The sequence below is a fragment of the Streptomyces sp. NPDC050988 genome, assembly GCF_044456225.1.
Classification (GTDB): domain Bacteria; phylum Actinomycetota; class Actinomycetes; order Streptomycetales; family Streptomycetaceae; genus Streptomyces.
The window spans coordinates 21,146-39,975 of the sequence record NZ_JBITFQ010000010.1 but is presented as its reverse complement, the minus strand read 5'-3'; the positions used below and the strand labels follow the sequence as shown (position 1 = coordinate 39,975).

21 protein-coding genes are annotated in these 18,830 nt (G+C 69.7%); 8 read left to right on the top strand and 13 right to left on the bottom strand.

The genetic code is table 11. The features are described 5' to 3' along the window. Positions 1-15 precede the first annotated feature (15 nt). Genes ACIBEI_RS22545 through ACIBEI_RS22520 form a run of 6 tightly spaced genes read right to left on the bottom strand, consistent with a single transcriptional unit; the run spans position 16 to position 4,507 of the window. Positions 16-462, bottom strand: a complete 447-nt coding sequence (locus ACIBEI_RS22545) for a hypothetical protein (protein WP_398891493.1) — start codon at positions 460-462, stop codon at positions 16-18. Between the two features lie 26 nt (positions 463-488). Further along, a complete protein-coding gene (locus ACIBEI_RS22540) occupies positions 489-1,112 on the bottom strand; it encodes a TIGR02466 family protein (protein WP_398891491.1) in 624 nt (207 codons plus the stop codon). Further along, the gene (locus ACIBEI_RS22535; protein ID WP_398891489.1) at positions 1,109-1,882 is read right to left on the bottom strand and encodes an aKG-HExxH-type peptide beta-hydroxylase; all 774 of its coding nucleotides are present in this window, start codon (positions 1,880-1,882) and stop codon (positions 1,109-1,111) included. Before ACIBEI_RS22535 ends, ACIBEI_RS22540 begins: the two co-directional genes overlap by 4 nt. Next, on the bottom strand, positions 1,789-2,538 hold the full coding sequence (locus tag ACIBEI_RS22530; protein ID WP_398891487.1) for a TfuA-like protein: 750 nt from the start codon (positions 2,536-2,538) through the stop codon (positions 1,789-1,791). The genes ACIBEI_RS22535 and ACIBEI_RS22530 overlap by 94 nt, the downstream gene beginning before the upstream one ends. Continuing rightward, positions 2,535-3,737 (bottom strand): YcaO-like family protein, encoded by a 1,203-nt coding sequence (locus ACIBEI_RS22525; protein ID WP_398891485.1) that lies wholly within the window; start codon positions 3,735-3,737, stop codon positions 2,535-2,537. Before ACIBEI_RS22525 ends, ACIBEI_RS22530 begins: the two co-directional genes overlap by 4 nt. After that, positions 3,734-4,507 carry a hypothetical protein gene (locus ACIBEI_RS22520; protein WP_398891483.1) on the bottom strand — a complete coding sequence of 258 codons (774 nt, stop codon included), beginning with the start codon at positions 4,505-4,507 and terminating at the stop codon, positions 3,734-3,736. Before ACIBEI_RS22520 ends, ACIBEI_RS22525 begins: the two co-directional genes overlap by 4 nt. A gap of 222 nt (positions 4,508-4,729) precedes the next feature. Here ACIBEI_RS22520 and ACIBEI_RS22515 point away from each other — a divergent pair, with 222 nt between their 5' ends. From ACIBEI_RS22515 to ACIBEI_RS22500, 4 genes are all read left to right on the top strand, one after another. Continuing rightward, positions 4,730-5,059 (top strand): hypothetical protein, encoded by a 330-nt coding sequence (locus ACIBEI_RS22515; RefSeq protein WP_398891481.1) that lies wholly within the window; start codon positions 4,730-4,732, stop codon positions 5,057-5,059. A gap of 84 nt (positions 5,060-5,143) precedes the next feature. Beyond that, positions 5,144-5,899 carry a class I SAM-dependent methyltransferase gene (locus ACIBEI_RS22510; RefSeq protein WP_398891479.1) on the top strand — a complete coding sequence of 252 codons (756 nt, stop codon included), beginning with the start codon at positions 5,144-5,146 and terminating at the stop codon, positions 5,897-5,899. Then, a complete protein-coding gene (locus tag ACIBEI_RS22505) occupies positions 5,896-6,501 on the top strand; it encodes a TIGR02466 family protein (protein WP_398891477.1) in 606 nt (201 codons plus the stop codon). Before ACIBEI_RS22510 ends, ACIBEI_RS22505 begins: the two co-directional genes overlap by 4 nt. Then, positions 6,498-7,082 carry a hypothetical protein gene (locus ACIBEI_RS22500; RefSeq protein ID WP_398891475.1) on the top strand — a complete coding sequence of 195 codons (585 nt, stop codon included), beginning with the start codon at positions 6,498-6,500 and terminating at the stop codon, positions 7,080-7,082. Before ACIBEI_RS22505 ends, ACIBEI_RS22500 begins: the two co-directional genes overlap by 4 nt. Here ACIBEI_RS22500 and ACIBEI_RS22495 read toward each other — a convergent pair whose 3' ends face one another. The 6 genes from ACIBEI_RS22495 to tgmA all read right to left on the bottom strand — a co-directional run bounded on the left by ACIBEI_RS22495 (position 7,083) and on the right by tgmA (position 12,325). Next, on the bottom strand, positions 7,083-8,351 hold the full coding sequence (locus tag ACIBEI_RS22495; protein WP_398891473.1) for an MFS transporter: 1,269 nt from the start codon (positions 8,349-8,351) through the stop codon (positions 7,083-7,085). It lies immediately after the preceding gene. A 129-nt stretch (positions 8,352-8,480) separates the two neighbouring features. Continuing rightward, complete coding sequence (locus ACIBEI_RS22490) at positions 8,481-9,272, bottom strand: hypothetical protein (protein WP_398891471.1); 792 nt, start codon at positions 9,270-9,272, stop codon at positions 8,481-8,483. A gap of 296 nt (positions 9,273-9,568) precedes the next feature. Beyond that, a complete protein-coding gene (locus ACIBEI_RS22485; protein WP_398891469.1) occupies positions 9,569-9,871 on the bottom strand; it encodes a DUF6087 family protein in 303 nt (100 codons plus the stop codon). A gap of 70 nt (positions 9,872-9,941) precedes the next feature. After that, positions 9,942-11,111 (bottom strand): ATP-grasp peptide maturase system methyltransferase, encoded by a 1,170-nt coding sequence (tgmC, locus tag ACIBEI_RS22480; RefSeq protein ID WP_398891467.1) that lies wholly within the window; start codon positions 11,109-11,111, stop codon positions 9,942-9,944. Then, on the bottom strand, positions 11,108-12,067 hold the full coding sequence (gene tgmB, locus ACIBEI_RS22475) for an ATP-grasp ribosomal peptide maturase (protein ID WP_398891465.1): 960 nt from the start codon (positions 12,065-12,067) through the stop codon (positions 11,108-11,110). The genes tgmC and tgmB overlap by 4 nt, the downstream gene beginning before the upstream one ends. Before the next feature lie 3 nt (positions 12,068-12,070). After that, entirely contained in the window at positions 12,071-12,325 is a 255-nt protein-coding gene (gene tgmA, locus ACIBEI_RS22470; RefSeq protein ID WP_398891463.1) for a putative ATP-grasp-modified RiPP, read from the bottom strand. A gap of 115 nt (positions 12,326-12,440) precedes the next feature. Between tgmA and ACIBEI_RS22465 the strand changes: the two genes are divergently transcribed. The 3 genes from ACIBEI_RS22465 (at position 12,441) to ACIBEI_RS22455 (ending at position 15,246) form a co-directional block, all read left to right on the top strand. After that, positions 12,441-13,541 (top strand): XRE family transcriptional regulator, encoded by a 1,101-nt coding sequence (locus ACIBEI_RS22465; RefSeq protein WP_398891461.1) that lies wholly within the window; start codon positions 12,441-12,443, stop codon positions 13,539-13,541. A gap of 20 nt (positions 13,542-13,561) precedes the next feature. Then, positions 13,562-14,143 carry an HD family hydrolase gene (locus ACIBEI_RS22460; protein WP_398891459.1) on the top strand — a complete coding sequence of 194 codons (582 nt, stop codon included), beginning with the start codon at positions 13,562-13,564 and terminating at the stop codon, positions 14,141-14,143. A gap of 365 nt (positions 14,144-14,508) precedes the next feature. Next, the gene (locus ACIBEI_RS22455; protein WP_398891457.1) at positions 14,509-15,246 is read left to right on the top strand and encodes a phosphotransferase; all 738 of its coding nucleotides are present in this window, start codon (positions 14,509-14,511) and stop codon (positions 15,244-15,246) included. 308 nt (positions 15,247-15,554) lie between these two features. Here the strand turns inward: ACIBEI_RS22455 and ACIBEI_RS22450 are convergent, their stop codons facing one another. Beyond that, complete coding sequence (locus ACIBEI_RS22450; RefSeq protein ID WP_398891455.1) at positions 15,555-16,952, bottom strand: FAD-dependent oxidoreductase; 1,398 nt, start codon at positions 16,950-16,952, stop codon at positions 15,555-15,557. A gap of 351 nt (positions 16,953-17,303) precedes the next feature. Between ACIBEI_RS22450 and ACIBEI_RS22445 the strand changes: the two genes are divergently transcribed. Beyond that, positions 17,304-18,797 carry an IMP dehydrogenase gene (locus tag ACIBEI_RS22445; protein ID WP_398891453.1) on the top strand — a complete coding sequence of 498 codons (1,494 nt, stop codon included), beginning with the start codon at positions 17,304-17,306 and terminating at the stop codon, positions 18,795-18,797. Positions 18,798-18,830: the final 33 nt, after the last annotated feature.

The following is an 18,830-nucleotide window of genomic DNA, read 5'->3' as shown; positions in this document are numbered from 1 at the left end:
CCCGTTGGAAGCGTTTCACGTCGAGTCCGCGGCCAGGACGGTGCGGTGCTCGCCCCGGTGTACGGGGGCGACCTGCCAGGCAAGCCAGCCCGGGACGAGCACGAGCGCGCCGGGAACGGTGGGCACGGTGACGGGCCGGCCCCAGGGCAGGCCGGGCAGGCCGACGTTGGCGGCGCCCGCCCGAGGGTCGTGGAGGATCAGCGCCCCCGACGCCTCGGCGGTGTCGTGGGCGAGCGCGTCGAGGACGACGAGGGCGCACCACGTTCCGGTGCCGTGACGGAGGGCAGCGTGGAATCCGCCGTCCCATGCCTCGGTTCGCGAGGTCCATGGCACGTCCCGGCCGGGATGCCCGGCAGGCAGGAGACCGGGAAGCTGAGTGGGATCGTCGGCGAGGCGGGCCAGGTCGTGGTCGGCGAGCAGGGCGGTGTGAACGGGGGTCGGCCACAAGGGGGTGATGGACATGGGCGCTCCTTCGGCTTGGAACGAGATCAGCTGCGGTGGAAGCCGACGTTGAAGGCGATGACGACGCGCTCGGCGTCGCCCTGGTAGGGGGTGACCCAGTGCCGCAGCCACGCGGGGAAGGCGACCAGCAGTCCGGGCTCCGGGGTGATCGTGTGCAGGGGCGCGCGGTCGGTCTCGCGGGCGGCCGCGGCGGGCCGAGGGTCGACGAACTGCAGAAGCCCGGTGCCCTGTTCCATGTGTCCGGTGGAGATGTAGTAGACGCCGGACCAGGCGGCGTCGTGGTGGCTGTGGAGCTGGTGGAGGCCGTCGGGCCGGTAGACGACCGCCCACGCCTCGGCGATCATCGGCGCTTCCTGGCCGTCCGAGGCCCGGCCGGCACCGACGTGGTCGTTGAGAGTGCAGGCGGCGTCAGTGATCCAGCCCCGGAGCTGCTCGATGGCGGGGTGCTCCCAGCGCAAGACGTCGGAATAGGTCTTGTCGGCGTTCTTCACGCCCACCTGGGAGGTCGGCGCGGTCTGGGTGTGGTCGAGGATGAGCGTGTGCAGGGCGTCGTTGACGGCCGGGCCGTCGTCGACGGTGCGGGTGTAGAGGGGAGTGCTCCAGAAGCCGCGGGTCAGGGGCACGGTCGGGGTGGGGGCGGCGAGGGTCATGAGGTGGCCTCCAGGATCCGGTCGGCGAGGGCGTGTCCGTCGGCGGTGAAGTAGGGGCGGTTGTCGGCGATGAGGCCGCGGCAGCCGCGGGTGTAGGCGGCGAGGTGGGAAAGGCGCCGGTCGCGGACGGGGCCGGGGACATCCAGGAGCGGCCACAGGCGGGCGAGTCCGCAGGTTACATGGGCGGCGCCGAGGAGTTCGGCGGGGCTTCTGCCGCTGGTGCCGGAGGGCAGCGTGACCCGCTGGGTGCAGCAGGGCTGCTGCAGCGGGGTGAGCTCCTCGCACAGGTAGAGCCACTGGTGGAAGGTCTCGTGCAGGGTCTGTTCCGCGAGGACGGCCGGATCGTCGAAGGCGGTGTCGGCGAACAGGATGTGCTGGGGCCAGGCGAAGCAGGAGGCGCTGACGCTGGCGCGGCCGGCCGGCATCGGGAGATAAGTGAGGGGCAGCGCCATGAGGAGAGGAGCCCACAGCGGCACGAGGTGGGCGATGACGTCCACCGTGGCCCGGATTGCCGCTTGCTGCTGAGGGGTGAGGGTGCCGGTGGGCAGGGGGCGGGGAAGGTCGAGGGCGCGGATTCGCAGGGCCTCGCCGGGATCCAGAACCGTTGCGAGGTCGTCGGGGTGGGGAACGGGGTGCGGGCCGTCGCGGCGGGCGAGCCGGACACAGGCCGCGGCGGTCAGCAGGCGTTGCGGGGCGTGATCGTCGTCGAGGAAGGGCCAGCCGCCGCATTGGGCGGGCACGAACGGGACGGTGTGGGTGGCTGTGTCCATGGTCGCTCCGTGAGGTAGTGGCGCAGGTCCTGGGTTTTCACGCGCAGACCCGGCAGGCGGGGCAGGTGCGCGCGGGCGGCCGCGGCGGCCGCGTCGCCGGCGGTCGTGCGGACGGCGTCGATGAAGGCGGGCTGCGACCGGTCGCCGAACCAGCGGCCCGCCAGGAGGCTGATGGTCGCGGCGGCTTGGTCGTAGCGGAGGACGCCGGCCTGGGTGAGATGTTCGGCGAAGGTGCGCAGGTCGACCAGGGCCTCGGTGAGGGGCCGGTAGTCGGGGGCGGGGCCGTGCAGGAGCGCGACCTCGTCGTCGGGTGCCTCGGTGGTCAGCAGATGGGTGAAGACCTGCCCGTAGCCGGTCATGCCGTGGGGGTGGAGTTCAGCGGCGCGCAGGGCGCCGATCGAGCCGAGTCCCGTCACAGTCCATCCGGCTGCCAGGGCGTCGAGGAGTTCGCGGTGTCCGACGGCGGGCACATCGTCGTAGCGCCCGTCGACCAGGGCGATGTGGCAGGGCGGTTCGCCGGTGATGAGCGCGTGGATGTGCCCGCGCCGGGCCGGTGGCCGCAGCTGTACGCCGTCCTGGTGCAGAAGCTCGGCGGGCAGGCCATGCCCGGTGGGCCCGACATACAGGTGGACCGAAGTGCCGGGTGGTGGGGTCATCGGTGGCTCCTGGCGTGCTCGGCGAGGCGGCGGCCGAAGCGGCGGGTGAGCGGGGTGAAGTGCTCGGCGTGGGCGACCACGACGCGCACCACGTGGAAGGGAGCGGCGAGCGGCGCGAAGCCGTGCACGCCGACCGGCCCGAGACCGGCGGCCTCGGTCGTGGAGAGCAGGTCCTCCAGCAGCGCCTTCGGTGTCCGGTCGCCGAGCTCGGGCGCGGCCGGCGGAAACGGGCTGGCAGGTGGGTGGGCGTAGCGCTCGAGCAGCTGGGTCCGGCAGGAGGCCCGCTGTCCGGCGCTCATCGCCGCGTAGGTGGCGTAGCTGTCGGTGAGGTCGTGCCGGGCGCCCTGGATGTAGGTGAGGCGGGACTGGGCGGCTTCGGACAGGGCCCGCACGGCGGCGATCTCCGGCAGGGGGTGGAAGCCGTAGCCGCCGTTGCAGTACAGAGGGTGGGCCCGGTCGGGGTCGTCGATCAGGCAGGCCATGTAGTGCCCGCCGTAGGCCGGGAGCCAGCGCAGCCACACGGCGAGGCCCGCCCGGCGGATCTGCGCATACAGCTGGGCGGGGCCGGGCGGCAGGGTGTCGGGGTCGATGAGTCGGGTGGTGTCGGCGACGCTCATCAGCGAGGTGAGATCGCGTTCGAGGACCTCGCACAGTCCGTGCAGGACGGCCTCGGTACGGGTGTTGCCCGAGGCGAGACCGGTGGTCGTGGAGCCGAACAGGCCGTTGCTGGCCTCGGGCGGGCAGGGGGTGAGGACGAGCTCGGCGGGGGCGGTGAAGTCCCGTTCCCCATCGGCGGACGTCACGGTGATCCACGCGAGCGGCTCATCGACGTCGACGGGCTGGTCCGGCCGGGGGCACCAGGCGCCGAGCTTCACGCCGTTCTCGGCGGCGATGGTCCGTGGGGAGGCCCACCGCAAAGGTGTGGAGGGGGCGCAGAGTTCGGCGACGGCCTGTTCGATGGCTTCCAGCATCGCGCCGGCCTGTGCCTCGTGCCGGTGGCGGCCCTTGCCGGCGGTCACGACCACGATGGCGGCGTGCGGGCGTACGGCGCTGAACACGGGGATGCCGATCCGGTCCAGCCACGTGGTCTCCGCCACGCGGGTCACGCCCAGGCGGCGCGCCACGGGCCACGCGCGGGCGCACGTGTCGGCCGCGGCGACGTCGCGCACGCTGCTGCTGAGCACCACCGCGCTGCTCACTGTCCCTCCCGCACTGTCGTCCAGGACGGCAGGAGGGGGTGGGGCCGCAGCGGGACTTCGGCGAACCAGGGATGCCTGGTGAGCGGGCTGTCGTCGAGCCCGCAGAGGATGATCCCGGTGCCGCTGCGGCGGCCGGTCTGCAGGCACGGCAGAGGGTAGGTGGCCTCGACGTGGCCCACGAACATCCGCTCCAGTCCGGGAAGGGTGTCGGCGACCAGCTGTGGCCCGCACACCTGGCCGTCGTAGGTGTCGTAGCCGAAGCGCGGGTGCCCGATCGCGAAGTCGTCGATGACGGCCACCGCGCGGTGCAGGGCGGTGAGTTCGGCCACCAGCGGCCAGTCGGGCCCCCAGTGGGCGTCCAGGAACACCAGGGGGCGCTGCATCCCCGACAGCAGGGCGGGCAGAAGGTCGGCTGAGTCGCCGTGGCGGACGTCGACGTTGGGGAATGCCGCCAGCCGGTCGCGGGTGAACGCGGCGCGGCCGGCGTCGATGTCGGCGGCGCGCACGGGCAGGTGGGGGTAGGCGCGGGCGAAGTACTCCGTGGTGTCCCCGAGGTGGCAGCCGCTCTCCACGACCCCGTCGCACCCGTAGTGGCTGATCAGGGCCTGAATCTGCAGGGCCGTCGTCACGTCAAAGCCCAGCGGGCCGCCTCCGCCCGCGAGACGGTCGAGCCCGCCGGCGCGAGCAGTGCCATAGAAGGCCCGGAGCAGTTGCGTAACCGCCTGGTCGTCCGGCAGCCGCAGCGGGTGCGTGGTACGGGTCGCGGGCATGGACACGCCTCCCTCTCCCCGGTCGCGAGCGGGCCGGGCACCAACCGAGCATCACCCGGCCCCCGTCCTGGAGTGGAGTCCCACCGCCCCAGACGCAATTGCACATCCGCCCGGCAAACTGCCCCAAATGCGTTGCTACGGCGGCGAATTGTGCCTGGGCTGCGGCATGGCAGCGGTTCTACGGTCTCGGCATCCACCCCCGCTGAGCAGAGGGAGGCAGGCATGGACGAACCGCAGAAAGAGGCGGTGACCCGCTACACCACCCCCGAGGAGAAGGCGAACATCTCGGGGATCGAGCTCAACACCGACGACGTCGAGCACGTCATGGACCTGGTGGGCAAGGGCCTGGTCGGCGCGGCCGCGATGCACGAGGGCGCCGTCCAGGAGGACATGGCCCTCACGGCCAAGGTGACCGTCACCCTGACCCGTGGCGGGATCGCCGGTGACGACGGCAAGGTCGGAGAGCTCGTCGGCACCGAGGAGGTCGGCGGGACGATCCGCGCCCGCAAGCAGTTCCTCGACCCCGCGCTCGCCCCGAAGACCGACGGCTGACCACCACCGGCAGGTGCTGCCCGGGCCGGGCTTGCCCGGCCCGGGCAGCACACCTCGCTTCGACGATTACTCCCGGGAGACCGTGTGACCGACTTCCGTGTACAACAGGAGCAGTTGTGGAACCAGTGGGCCGCCCACTACAACGAGGAACACCAGGCACGCGATCCGGCCCCAGCCGCCGACTTCCTCGCCTCGCTCGCCGACGGCGGCACGGCCCTGGAACTCGCCGTCGGAACCGGTCGGATCGCCCTCGCCCTGGCGGACCGCGGTGTGAAGGTCACCGGCCTCGACACATCCCCCGCGATGCTCGAAGAACTGCACCGCCACCGCGGCGGCCGGCCCGTCGAGACGCAGCTCGGTGACATGGCCGAACTCGACACGGGCGGGCAGCGCTTCCCGCTCATCTACGTCGCCTTCTCCAGCTTCTTCTTCCTCATGACCCAGCAGCGGCAGGCAGCATGCCTCGCACGCGTCACCCGGACTCTGACGCCCGGCGGACGGTTCGTCATCGAGGCGACCGTCCCCCGCGCCCCCGGACTCCTCGCCGGCCGCCAGCAACTCGCCATCCGCGACCTGACCGACACCCACCTGGCCCTGTCGGCGCACACCCACAACCCCATCGACCAGACCATCCACTTCCAGGAGATCCGCTTCGACCAGAGCGGCACCCGCCTTCTCCCGGTGACCCTGCGCTACGTCCACCTGTCCGAACTCGACCTGCTCGCCGCAGCCGCCGGACTCACCCTCACCGACCAGTACGCCGACTGGCACCACACCCCGCTCGACGTCACCTCCACCCAGCACATCTCCGTCTACACACCCACCGGAGAGCCGGCATGAGCGCGCCGACGGCACTGCCGGGCACGTGGGGCGTCCGCGGCGCTCCCCAGCAGCTGTGGCCCACCCGGATCTACCGGCAGACCACTCCCACCGGCCCGGACACCGACACGCTCGCCCAGCAGGTCCTCGACCGCGAGCAGACGGACCCGTCGCTGTCGCTCGGCGTGCACAACGCCCGCAAGTCCTCTCCTGACATCCTGAGTTGGGACCTGCCCGCCATCGCCGTGCTCAACGGCTGGATCCGGGACGCGGCCCTCGCCGTCACCGACGCCGGCCCCGACACCGCCCTGAGCCTGTCGGGCTGGGCCGTCCACTACGGGCACGGCGGATTCCACGAGGCGCACGCCCACCACGACAGCGCCGTCTCCGGCGTCTACTACCTGCACACCGACGCCCGTACGAGCGGAGCCCTGGAACTCTTCGACCCCCGCCTCGCCCGCCTCGCCACCACACCCCCCGACAACGCCATGCTCATGGACGTCCAGCCGCACCCGGGACTGCTGATCGCGTTTCCTTCCTGGCTGCGTCACGCCGTCGCCCCCCACACCGCCGACACGCCACGGCTGTGCATCGCCTTCAACGTCACCGTGGAGCAGCCATGACCACCGTGCACGCAACTCCCGTCCCAGCCCAGCAGGCCGCTGCCGTCGACGTGTGGAGCACCTCCGTCTGGCTCGGCACGATCCGGCCCGTCCTCGACCACGACCTGCTGCGCGCCCAGATGCACCTCACCGGCCAGGTCGCCCGGGAGATCGCCCCCCAGAGTCTCCTCGACGTCGCACAGGCCCGCTCGGTGTTCACCACGCTCGCGCAGACCGTGCTCCCGCACGACGTCGGCAGCGAGGTGCGGGTGGCCGTGCAGATCTGGGGCGCCGGTCACCGCATCCCCCTCGCCTACGGACACGGAGCCTGGACCGCCTGGTGCTACCTGGCCGTCGACGGCCAACCACCGCACGACCGGTCCGGCGCCCTGTGCCTGCACGACCCGCGCGCGGGCTGCGACGCCGCCAGCGTGCCCGGACTCCCCTGGGGAAGGGCAGTCACCCTCAAGGCCCAGGCAGGACTGACCGCGCTCGCCCCCGGCTGGCTCGCCCACTCCGTCCTGCCGGTGAGCCCCTGTCACACCCTCGCCGTCCTCACCGCCCAGGCCGACAGCACGCCGACGGGTGGCGCGCCGCCGTGATCAGGCGGCTCCCGCGGTGACCGGCGCCGTCTCCTGCTGCGGGCGCGGAGTGCCGGGGAGAGTGCGGATGTCCCGGGATGCCAGGGCGCAGCCCACGGCCGCCAGCACGAACAGCGCACTGGCGAACGCCACCCGGCCGGGGCCGAACGCCGCCGCGAGCGGGCCCACAGCGGCGAGCGCCACCGGCGCCACCGCCAGGCAGCCCAGCAGATCGATGGAGGACACGCGGGAGATCGCGTCGTCAGGGACCTCACGCTGCAGGCAGGTCCGCCACATCACCATCGTCACGTCCCACAGCACCCCGTACACGGCCGCGCCCACCAGCACCACCGGCAGCGGAGCGTGAAGCGACAGCAGGAACGCCGGCAGAGCGGCGCCTGCCGTGCACAGCGTCGCCACCAGCATCGGGCGGGCCGGGCGCAGCTTCCCCGCCCACCCCGCACCGCCGACCTGCCCCGCGATCTGAGCCACCATGACCAGCGACCACGCCCACGCCCCGCCCAGGTATGCCTTGGCGAGCATGGGCCCCAACAAGCCTGCGACCGAGTTGACCACCGCGATCACGATGGTGAGTTGGCTGGTGGTCACCCACAGCCACTCGTGGCGCACGAACTCGCGCCAGCCCTCGCGCAGATCGTGCACCGCCGAGGTCTTGTAGCGCACCGGCCGGTCGGGCGTGGACCGGCCCAGGACACCGAACAGGAGGGCGCAGGCGGCGAACGAGACCGCGTCCAGTGCGAGGGCGATGGCCGGGCCGGCCACGCTGACCACGACGCCGGCGAGCATCATGCCCATCAGGCGGGCCGTGTTGATGGACACCTTCAGAAACGCATTCGCCTGCTGGCGCTGGCTTTGGTCCTGGACCACGTCCACGACCACGCCCTCAAGGGCCGGGGAGAACAGGCCCCGAGTCACCCCGCCAAGCGCCGCAAGGACCGCAATCCACACCACCGGCCCGCCCTGCGCGAACAGAAGAGCCAAGGCCGCCCAGATGGCGGCGGCCGCCGTCTCGGTCACGCAGACGAGGCGGAAACGGCTGCGGACGCGATCTCCGAGGACACCGCCCCACAGAACGAACGCCAGCTGGGGCAGAGCCTGGCAGGCCAGGACCAGCGACAGGTCTCCCGGTGAGGCGCCGGGCAGCGCCAGGACGCCGAAACTCAGCGCGATCGGGCCGAAACTGGACCCGAGAACCGAGACGAAGCGAGCCGACGCGAGCAACCGGAAACGCGGCTGGGACAGGAGTGCAGAGCTGGTACCTGAGAGCACCCGGGGACCCTATCGACGCGGCCCCCAGACCCGCCCGGGAATGACGGGAATTCAGCCAAAGGAGAGCGTTCCGCACGCCCTGCTGAAGACGAGCGACCGCCGATGCCCGCAGGCCGTCCCGGCACCCGGTCACCGCCCGTCGAACAAGGTCCCCTGCACGGGAGCGGTAGGCAGGTACTCGGCCTCGACCGGCGGCGGCCGCTTGCCCACAAGATCCTCAATCTGGCGCAACGTTGCCCACCGCCCGGCAGCCACACCCTGCGCCACGGCTCGACGGCAGATCTCGGAAGTGGCCCAGACCGCCCGGGTGACCGGCGCCTGCCGATCCGGGAGCTCTACACCGAGCGCGGACGCCAGCGCGGAGTCCGAAGGTTCGGCCACCGAGGGACAGGCCATCTGCGCGAGGCGCAGGGCATCCCAGATCACCTGGGACGCCAACCGCGGACAGGACGCCCGGTGAACGCGGAAGATCCCCGCCTCGACCTGGCCCAGACGGGCCACGACCACGTGCGGATCAGACGTCAGCCTCCGCTCGACGGCCGCGAGCGCGTCCGCTGCCGACTCCACCCACACCACGGAGGCGCGTTCCGCTCCCGCTTCCACCCCCGGCGGTGGTTGTGGCGCAGAACCCACGCGAGCGTGCACACGCCACTGGGGCGCCCAGTCCTCACCCTGCACGGCGAGCGCCGCGACACCGCTCACGTCGAACTGACCGGCCCGGCGCGCGAGTTCCAGGCCCACGACAACGAACCTGCACGCGATGTACTCACGATCCATCCGCACCGCGCCACCGTACCGAGGACGCAGCCCCCGCCGCCCGGAATCACCGGCACAGGACACCAGATTGCCCGTCGGTGATCGCAGTCGCCCCGGGACCATGCTGATCGTCACCTTGACCACGACTGTGGTCGTGCGCTTCATGCTGAAGCGGTTCGTGCGCCAGGTAGAGCAGAGGTGGATGCGGCACGGTGGGGAGGCGACATCTAGCCGAGCGGGACCTCATCGACGACGTCCCACGTGTAGTAGCCCGGGTCGGAGGGCTGGTACTGGTTGACGAGGTGGACCCGGTCGATCGTGATATCTACCCGCAGGGGTCGCAGCGCCCGCAGCGCGCGGTTGAGATTCCGATCAGGGGCGTCCTGGCGCGAATACGCTAGGGACGCGTGGGCTCAAAACCGCAGCTCAGGGGGCAGTTGCCTCGCTCGGTGCGTGGCGGTTCATTCACCTGGGTCGGGCTTTCGGTGCCTGCCGGGGCCAGCTCTGAGTGGCTGGCGCTGAGGCGCTGACGCGGTCGGCGGTTCCTCGGCCTGCGGGTGCAGGATGCGTTGAGCCTCGGCGAGGTTGGCTGCAAAGCCGTGCGGTTCCCAGGCGTACCCGTTCCACCGTTGGATTGCGCGGGGCGCGTCCCGGTTGAGGTGTGAGCCCTTGGGGCCGTCGCCCGATACGAGCGGCACCGCTCGGAGTCGTCCGATCTTCGCGTCGCGGCGCTCAGCCCAGTCCGCGAGCGGCTCGTCGTCCATCGTGCTTCCCTGTGCTCCGAAGACTTCTGCCTGAGCAGCGTAGTGCGCGTGTGAATGCGTCGCTCTCGAATCAGAGAAGGTGATGCTGCCAGCGCAACGCCGGGTGTCCGTCGACCCAGTAGGTGTGGCTCTGTTGGGTGACGTGCAGCCGTACTGTGGTGATGTCGGGGCTTCCGGCGTCCTGCCATGCGGTGAGGGCTTGCTCGATCGTGTCCCACAGCGGCAGCGGGCCGCCCTGGCGCACCGTCCATGCCGGCCCGTTCTCCGTGAACGAGGCGAACGACTCGCGGTCCGGATCGAAGATGTACAGGAGCCGCTGCCCCTCCAGGGAGGTGGCGCGGGTGAAGCGCGCTCCGGGGGCGGCGAGCTGGGCGAGGAAGGCGGGCATCCACTCCTCCAGCAGCAGTGGGGGCACCTTGGTCTCCCGCTCGCTGTCGGCGTAGGCGGTGCGCGCGGACAGGTCGCCGGTGATCGGCACCTCCGCCTGGGAGCGGGCCTGCATGAATGAGGAGCGGCCGATGATCGAGCCCTCGGCGGTGCCGTCTTCGGCGACGGTGACCTTGGCGAGTCCGGTGCCGTAGTGCCAGGATCCGCCGACCGTGGCGAGGACGATGCCGCCCGGCTTGGTCTGGCGGATCCAGGTGTAGGGGATGCGGCGCACCGCGCACGTGGCGATGACGCGGTCGTACGGTGCGCGGCGGGGGTGACCGAGGAGCCCGTCTCCGGTGACGGTCCAGGTCGAGTATCCGGCCGTCTCCAGCGCGGCATCCGCGCGGGCCGCGACCGCGGGGTCCACCTCGACCGTGGTCACGTTGTCTTCGCCGAGTCGGTGGCACATGAGTGCGGAGGAGTAGCCGGTTCCCGTACCGATCTCCAGTACCTGATGCCCGTCTTCCACCTCCAGCTTCTCGATCATGTCCAAGACGGTGACCGGAGTGGTGGACGACGAGGTCGGGGAGCCCGCTACGGGGTCGCTGATCTGATCGGCGGTGAGATGCCCATCGAGCTGGGTGGTCAAGGAAGCGTCGCGGTAGGCGATCTGCGCCCACTCGTCTGGGTCGCATCCGACGGCCGTGACCGGGCGCCACCGGCCGCCCTCGGCGGGCAGGAACACGCCCGGGTTCAGGAACAGCTCCCGGGGTACGGCCTCCACCGCTTCCCGCCACTGGGGGCTGACGAGGACGCCGGCCTCGGTCAGGCGGCCGGCGAGCGCACGTCGCTGTGGGGCGGTGTCGGTCATGGGGCAACTCCTTGCGTCAGCAGTTCAGCGAAGGCGGCGGACATCGCAAGACCGGTGGCCTCCTGCAGCCACCCCCACTGCCCGTTCGGATTCAGCTCCAGCCACCAGAGGCCGCCGGTCCTGTCCACGGCGAGATCGAAGCTCCCCGAGACCAGCCCGAAATGGTCCAGGTAGGCCAGGAGCGCCTTCTCCGTCGGGCCGGGCAGGTCCACCACGCTGTAGGACAAGGCCGAGTAGTCCCGGCGCCAGTCCAGCATCCCGGACTCGATCCGGACGGCGAACACCTGTTGGCCGACCACCAGCACACGGATATCAGCCACCTTGTCCACAACCGCCTGGAACAGGTGAGGCACCACGCGCACGCTCTCGTCGATCTCGGCTGCCGTGACCGGGTCGGCCCACCCGGTCACGGGAACGCCGTCACGCTGGTAGCGCGTCCAGCGGAGCGTCTTGAAAATCACCTGATCGTGGCCGGCGACGAACTGCCGTGCCTCATCCGGGTCGTTCGTCACCAGCGTCGCCGGAACGGCGAGCCCAAGACGCTGGGCAACGGCGAGCTGGGCGGGCTTGTAGTCGGCGGCGGTGTTGCGCAGGGGATGGTTCACCCACAGTGGCCCGTCGAAGGCGTAGAGGATGCCCCCGAGTCCGTAGCGGACCTGCGCTGTCGCGAACCGCGCGTCGTCGACGCCTAGGTGGTCGAAGACGGGCCACACCGGGCGGCGCCAGTACACCGACCGTACCGTGGCCAGGTCGACAGCCCGCGAAGGCGTACGGATCTGCCCGGCAACAGGGGCCGAACAGGTACCGAACCGCGCGGAAACCGTCAGGTCCGCCCCGATATCAGCGGGGTTGAACCTGGCCACCGGCACGCTTCGACGGTTCAGCTCGGCGATGACCATGTCAGCGGTGAGATCGTCCGCCTCGGTGGCCACGAGCACCGGCTTTTCGTCAGTCACTGGTCAGTCCTGCTCTGAGTCCTGGTCGTGTCCCTCGTCGGGTTCGGAGTCCGAGTTCGTGGTCGTCTTCGTCTCGGTGCCCTTGCTGGTCCCGTGCTTGCCCATGTCGATCACCTGGCCGGCGTGGTCCAGGTAGACACCGAGCTGGGTGTCAGCATCGAGTGTGACCGATGCGTGGGGGCGGTAGGTGACAGTCGGGTACGGGGCAAGTCGACCAGCCCCCCAAGGACGTGCGGCGGTCGTGACTGCGGTACACATCGTGCCTGCCTCCTTGTTGACGGTGGCTGTTGCGATCCAGAAGCTACGTTCACTGCGGATGGCGTGGGACTGACCGTGAGTACGGGTTTCGAGGACCGAGGGCGCAGGGGGCGGTATGGCCGGGAAAGGAGCGGTACGAAGGCGTGCGGCGACGGGCACGATCGCCGGCTTCGTCCTCCGTATCGCCCGGGAGAGCGCGCGCAGCACACAGGCCGGGATGGCCGAAGCCGTCGAGGTCGACCTCGCCACCTGGCAGGGCTGGGAGACCGGGCGAAGGCCGCTCGCCAACGTGAAGGCCAGCGCACTCCTGCACATGAGGCGCCGTCTGCTGGCGATGGGGGCAGACCCTCACGTACTCCGCCTCCTCGATCCGGCCATGGACGCGGACCTCGTCATCTCCGCGACGGTCTACCCGGAGAACACCGCACCGCACCCTCTCGCCGACTGGGTGCACACGCGCGAAACCGCCGACATGATCGTATGGGCGCTGAACGGAACCGTTCCACCCGTCCTTGCCCGCCACTCAACGCCGGGACGCCGTGGGCCCGTCGCCAAAGCCCCGTTACTGCCCGCGCCCGACCGCAGACTGTTCTTCACGCAACTCCGCCAGACAGCGGAGTCGGCGGTACGCGCGGGCGAAGCCGGGTTACTCCTTCACCGGCAGGCGCTCTACCTGTGCTCGTACGACCGGACGCCGGAAGCGACATCGTGGATGGCCCACGCCCTGCACACCCGCCGCGACCTCATCACCGTCCGTGGCTGGACACCCCACTGGGCCACAGCGCGCTCAACTGCCGTGGCACTCGCACGACTTGGCGACCCCCAGCCCCTTTTGGACTTCATCGACAGATCCCTGGCGGACGAAGACGCCGCGGAGACAGCCAACCTCAACTACTGGGCCTACTGGTTCGGATCGATCCAAGAGCCTCAGCGGAACGACGGATTCATGCGGCAGAGGCAAAGCAACTGGGAACCCGTACGCCTCCTGAGAGCACTCACCGTCGGTCTGCAACAGGCGCCGGCCTACCAGGACCTGTACATCCACTCGCTCTGGGCCCTGCTGACCACCCACCGCTGGCTGCCCCTGGCGGATCCCGGACTGACGGACACGCTGGACGCGCACACCAGTGGACTGCTCGACCGCACCGCAATCTCCCCGCGCTCAAGGCGGGAACTCGGCTCAGTGCACTACGTTCTACGCGAGAATCGCGCATGACTCACCGGAGGACGCATTCCATGGCGGACGCAGGGCAGGAGCAGGCGAAGGGCACGGCAGGCTTCCTGTTGGAGATGGGGATGCTGAAGCGCGCCAAGAGGTCCGGGTGGTGGATTGCCGGGGTGAAGGACCCCGAGACCATCGCGGAGCACAGCTTCCGAGTCGCGCTCATCGGCTCCGTACTCGCCATGATGGAAGGTGCCGACCCGGCGAGAACGGCTCTCCTCGGGCTCTGGCACGACACGCAGGAGACTCGCGTCAGCGACATTCCGCACATCGGCCAGCGCTACCTCGAAGCCGCCAGTAACGAGAAGGTCACCGCAGACCAGGTGTCGGCCGCACACCCGGCCGTGAAGGCTGGAGCCCAGCGGATCGTGGAGGAATACGAGAACGGCGATTCTCTCGAAGTGATCTGCGCCCACGACGCGGACAAGCTCGAATGTCTCCTCCAAGCCGTTGAGTACCGCGAACAGGGCTGCTCGAACGTGCAGCCCTGGATCGACAGCAGCCTCGAAAAGCTCAAGACGCCCTCTGCCCAGAGCCTCGCCGAGGCCGCGCTCTGCATGACCTCGATCGAGTGGCAGCAGACATACCTTCCCTGAGCTTGTCATCGCGTCCCGGCAGACCGGCCCCGGAGGAGACGTGTGCTCAGGCCTAGTCGGGGCCTACCCCAAAGAGCTTCTGGATCGTCTCCTCGGCGGCGTCCCGCTCGGCAGGCAAAACGAACGGTGTGCCGGTTCGGTCAGGACCCACCTGAACTCTTTGTGTCCTGCGTCCTGTCCGGCCCAGCCGGCGCTCCCTCGCAGGACACGCGACACCAGGTGTGCAGTCGCGAGCGACGGCTCCAACAAGCCGCCGCCAAAAGAACGGAACGCCCGCCCGAGGCGCCGGGCGGGGCCGATAATCGGGGGCTTCGGTTGTAGTGAGGTACAGGCCAGCAGTGGGGCGGAAAGCGGTGACAGGCGACTTGAGCGACGAGCAGCCGACTGAGATCGTCCTGACGGGAGGCCGCATGGCCACCAGAGTGGTCTGGACGGGCGACACCGTGCGCAAACCGTCGACCGATACATCGCCCTTCGTGGCCGAGCTCCTGAACCTGCTGGAGACGAAGGGCTTCCAGGGTGCACCGAGGTATGTGGGCCAGGCCGAGGGATCCGACATCTTCACCTTTATCGACGGGCGTGTACCAGCCCGTTTCCAGGCCTGGTCGGACAGCCAGGTGCAGGCCGCTGCGCGACTGCTCCGCCAGATGCATGACGCCACCAGCGGGAGCACACTCGCCGGCCACTCCGAGGTCGTCTGCCACCACGATCCGGGCCCGAACAACTACGTTTTCCAGTGCAAGGTGCCCATTGCGCTCATCGACTTCGCTGAAGCCGCGCCCGGCAGTCGGCTCGAGGATGTCGCGTACCTGGCCTGGACCTGGAGCATCTCGTCGGCGCTGCGCCTCCCGCTCGAACGGCAGGCCCAGCAGGTTCGGCTCATCGCCGATGCCTACAGCCTTCAGGAGGCTGAGCGTCTTGCCCTGATCGACAGCGTGATGGATCGCCAACTGCGCAATGTGCGCTTCTGGGCCCGGTTCCTGGCTCACCCGGCGACCGCGCCGGCCGCACCGCAGGTACTGAACGATCGGATCGCCTGGAGCCACCGAGAGCACGCCTTCACCCTCCTCCACCGCGAGGTGTTCGACACGGTGCTGCGCTGAGTGGCTCCCGGTTCCGGTCGTGCCTGGCAGCGGGCAGGCCGCGGTGGATGCCGCAGCGTCCAAGGCCTTCCCGCCCTCGTGAGGCACTTCAGTGAAAGTCGTCTGAGCGGGCGTGGACAGCCGCCAGCTATTCGGCGGCAGGGGGACCCCAAGTGAATGAGTTCGGCAGGCTGTTCAGGGGCAAGGAGACGGATGTAGGTCTCCCTCCGTAGCTGGGCCCCGCCGGGCTGAGCCCACGCTGCGAACGGCAGCCGCCATCCGTCCGGCAGCGGTGGCGCTGGCACCTGGGACCGCGATCCGGATGTGCGCTACTTGGCAGACAGGATCGACTGCCAGGTGTTCCGTGCCGGGCCGTCAAAGATGTCTGCCGCTCGCGGATGGGAGCTGCGCCAGCGTGTGAGCCGCGCGCGAATGGCGGGTTCCGCGTAGGCTTCGTGGGCGTGCTCCATGAGGTGTCGAACGCGCGCTCGGGCTCGCATGATGTCGCTGTCCTCGCGTGCGCAGGCATCGATGGCGGCTCGCTGGTCGGATCCCGGATCCGTGCCTTCGATGCCTCTCAGAAGACGTGTTTCGGTGGCGCGGTCCGTTGAAATCTGTGTTTCGTACCAGGGCCGAAGCTCCTGCAGTGCCCAGTGGTGATAACGGCTGGAGAAGTCGTACGGACCCTCTTCATCGGCGGCGTGCTCGGCCACCCACTGTGCTGTGCGCAGTGCCAGGGCAGTGCCTTGGCCCAGGGTCGGGTTGGTGTGGACGAGCGTGTCACCGATACGGACGATGCCTGTGACCACCGGGCCCGATCCGTCGGCCAGCGGTGTCCACGTGTTGTGCAGCCCGCCCATGGCGAGGACGGGGGAGAGGGGGAGGGGCCGGTTGGCGAGCCAGGCGTTCATCGCCGGAAACGTGCGGGCCGCCGCCTCAAAGGTGGCCGGATCGCGGAGGGCGCTTCTGGTCGGGTCCGCGGTGGACAGAATGAAGGAGAGGGCGAAGACCTCGTTGTCGGAAGGAAAGACGCCGCCGGTGGCAAAGGGGGAGGCCGATCCGGTGCTCACGCCGCGTGCAGGCCGCGGCGCTCCGTGAGCCGATCGGTACCAGCGGCAGTAGTAGGCGATGCCCGTTGGGCTGCTCTCGAGCAGGGGCGGCCGGCAGCCGGCGTTGGTCAGCCAGCGCGGCACGGGGGAACGTTGGCCGGCGCAGTCCAGGACAAGATCTGCTGGATGGCGGCCCTGTGGCGAACGAACGCCAGTGACGTGCGGAACGTTGCGGAACGGGACGGCTTCGATTCCGGTGGCCGGGTGGCCGATCAGGAACACGGCCGTGCGTTCGTTGAGCAACGCGCGTCGCAGGGCGATCTCAAGTACCAGCCGCCTCGCCTCGATGGTGATCAGGCGCTCATCTCCCGGGCGGTACGCAGGGGGCTGGGTGAGGCAGTCGAAGGCGTGGCGCTCACGGGCTCCCAGGGCGAGCATGGCGCTGTATACGTCGGGGGCCTCCTGCAGCAGGACATCGCGGACGGGTCCCAGGAGGCCGTGAGGCTGCACCGCGTGAGGGACCCGCGGGCGACGCCATGCGAGGAAGTCCTCCTCAAAGTTCACGCTGAGGCAGTGACTGTCCTGTTCGAGGACCGTGACGTGATGTCCCCGTCGGCACAGGAACAGAGCGGAGGCGAGCCCGCTGATACTTCCCCCGATGACAACGACGCGCGCCATATCGCCTCTCCACCTGTGGTGATGTTCCTTCCTATCCTCTGTCGGGATCTTGGCTGAAGCGTGGTGGCTTGTTCGTAAGGGTGACCGGATGAACACGTCGAGTGCGGTACGATCCCGTATGGCGTAATGGAAGTCAGCGCCTGTGCAGCATCGTGCGAATTCGGGTCTGCAGTGCTTTCGCTGTCGATTCGGCCGCGCGTGCGAGCACTGCCCCGCCGGGTGTGCCCGCTCTCAGGAACTCCAGAGTGAATTCTTCCAATAGTGCGCTACCGGCAGGCGTCGATCTGCACTGCCCGCGCGAGCCTCGCCGATTAACCGCCATCGGTTTGCAGGCTCCTTTCTGGAGACGACGTGAAAATCCTCCCCGAGATCTCTCGTACGCTGAGTGAGTACCTCCTCATCCCGGGCCTGACCACCGAAGACTGCACGCCGGACAATGTGGATCTCGGGGCGCCCTTGGTGCGTCACCGGGTCGGCGAGGAGTCGGCCATCCGGGTCGCCACCCCCATGGTGAGCGCCATCATGCAGGCGGTGTCGTCACCGGCGCTGGCAGTGGCCTTGGCGCAGGTCGGCGGGCTGTCGTTCGTTCACCAGAACCAGCAGATCGAGGACCAGGCGGCGGACGTACTGGCGGTGAAGCGGCACAAGGCCGGTTTCCGGACCAGCGACGTCACCGTCGCACCGCAGACTCCTCTCGGTGAGGTCGCCCAGCGGCTGGCCGAGACCGAGCAGGGCGTGGCCGTCGTCACGGAGAGCGGCACAGCGGATGACGAGTTCCTGGGCATCATCAGCCTCGACGACTTCCACCTGGAGCGCCACGGAGCCTCTGAGACCGTCCGCAACCGGATGCGGGGCCGTGACAACCTGGTCACCGCGCTGGCCTCGGTCTCGCTCTCGGATGCGAACGAACTGATCTGGCAGCACCACCTGGATGTCCTGCCGGTGATCGAGGATGGCCGGGTCGTCTCCTTGGTCCTCAAGAGGGACTATCAGGCCCACAAGACGTATCACCGTGCGAGCGTGGACAGCGAAAAGCGGCTGCGTGTGGGCGCCGGCATCAATTCCCGCGACTTCAAGGACCGCATTCCCGCTCTGGTGGAGGCCGGCGCGGATGCGCTGTGTCTGGACTCCTCCGACGGCTATTCCGAATACCAGGCGAAGACCCTCGAGTTCGCCCGGGAGACGTACGGGGACGACGTTTTCGTCGGCGCCGGAAATGTGGTCGACGGGAGGGCCTTCCGGTACCTGGCCGATGCCGGTGCGGCGTTTGTGAAGGTGGGGATCGGCGGCGGCGCGATCTGCACCACGCGGGAGCAGAAGGGCATCGGCCGCGGCCAGGCTTCTGCGCTGCTCGACGTGGTGGAGGCGCGCGACGACTACGCCGAGCGGACCGGGGAGTACGTGCCGCTGTGCTGCGACGGCGGTCTGCTCAGCGACTCCCACATGGCGATGGCCCTTGCGATGGGGGCGGACTTCATCATGCTCGGCCGGTATTTTGCCCGGCTCGACGAGAGCCCGTCGCGGAAACTGCAGATCAACGGCCAGTGGTACAAGGAGTACTGGGGTGAGGGTTCGAGGCGGGCGCAGAACGCGGCCCGTTACGGCCAGGGCGGTCAGATGGTCTTCGAGGAGGGCGTCGACGGCTACGTTCCCTACGCTGGCAGCCTGTACGACAACGTGGAGCGGACCCGGGCGAAGCTGACCTCCACGATGATCAGCTGCGGGTCGACGAACCTGCGGGACTTCCACCGGGATGCGGTGCTGGTTCCCGTATCTGCGGAGTCGTTCAAGCAGACCGGTGCGGAGATCCAGGTACGCCGCCCCGCCATCGATGCCGCAGAGTGACTGACCGTCCAGGCAGTTGCCTGGACTCCGCGG

Bases quoted from the DNA above. Each gene is read 5' to 3' on its own strand.
- ACIBEI_RS22545 (WP_398891493.1), bottom strand. From the start codon at position 462: ATGTCCATCACCCCCTTGTGGCCGACCCCCGTTCACACCGCCCTGCTC.
- ACIBEI_RS22540 (WP_398891491.1), bottom strand. From the start codon at position 1,112: ATGACCCTCGCCGCCCCCACCCCGACCGTGCCCCTGACCCGCGGCTTC.
- ACIBEI_RS22535 (WP_398891489.1), bottom strand. From the start codon at position 1,882: ATGGACACAGCCACCCACACCGTCCCGTTCGTGCCCGCCCAATGCGGC.
- ACIBEI_RS22530 (WP_398891487.1), bottom strand. From the start codon at position 2,538: ATGACCCCACCACCCGGCACTTCGGTCCACCTGTATGTCGGGCCCACC.
- ACIBEI_RS22520 (WP_398891483.1), bottom strand. From the start codon at position 4,507: ATGCCCGCGACCCGTACCACGCACCCGCTGCGGCTGCCGGACGACCAG.
- ACIBEI_RS22515 (WP_398891481.1), top strand. From the start codon at position 4,730: ATGGACGAACCGCAGAAAGAGGCGGTGACCCGCTACACCACCCCCGAG.
- ACIBEI_RS22505 (WP_398891477.1), top strand. From the start codon at position 5,896: ATGAGCGCGCCGACGGCACTGCCGGGCACGTGGGGCGTCCGCGGCGCT.
- ACIBEI_RS22500 (WP_398891475.1), top strand. From the start codon at position 6,498: ATGACCACCGTGCACGCAACTCCCGTCCCAGCCCAGCAGGCCGCTGCC.
- ACIBEI_RS22490 (WP_398891471.1), bottom strand. From the start codon at position 9,272: ATGAAGCGCACGACCACAGTCGTGGTCAAGGTGACGATCAGCATGGTC.
- ACIBEI_RS22485 (WP_398891469.1), bottom strand. From the start codon at position 9,871: ATGGACGACGAGCCGCTCGCGGACTGGGCTGAGCGCCGCGACGCGAAG.
- tgmC (WP_398891467.1), bottom strand. From the start codon at position 11,111: ATGACCGACACCGCCCCACAGCGACGTGCGCTCGCCGGCCGCCTGACC.
- tgmA (WP_398891463.1), bottom strand. From the start codon at position 12,325: ATGTGTACCGCAGTCACGACCGCCGCACGTCCTTGGGGGGCTGGTCGA.
- ACIBEI_RS22465 (WP_398891461.1), top strand. From the start codon at position 12,441: ATGGCCGGGAAAGGAGCGGTACGAAGGCGTGCGGCGACGGGCACGATC.
- ACIBEI_RS22460 (WP_398891459.1), top strand. From the start codon at position 13,562: ATGGCGGACGCAGGGCAGGAGCAGGCGAAGGGCACGGCAGGCTTCCTG.
- ACIBEI_RS22450 (WP_398891455.1), bottom strand. From the start codon at position 16,952: ATGGCGCGCGTCGTTGTCATCGGGGGAAGTATCAGCGGGCTCGCCTCC.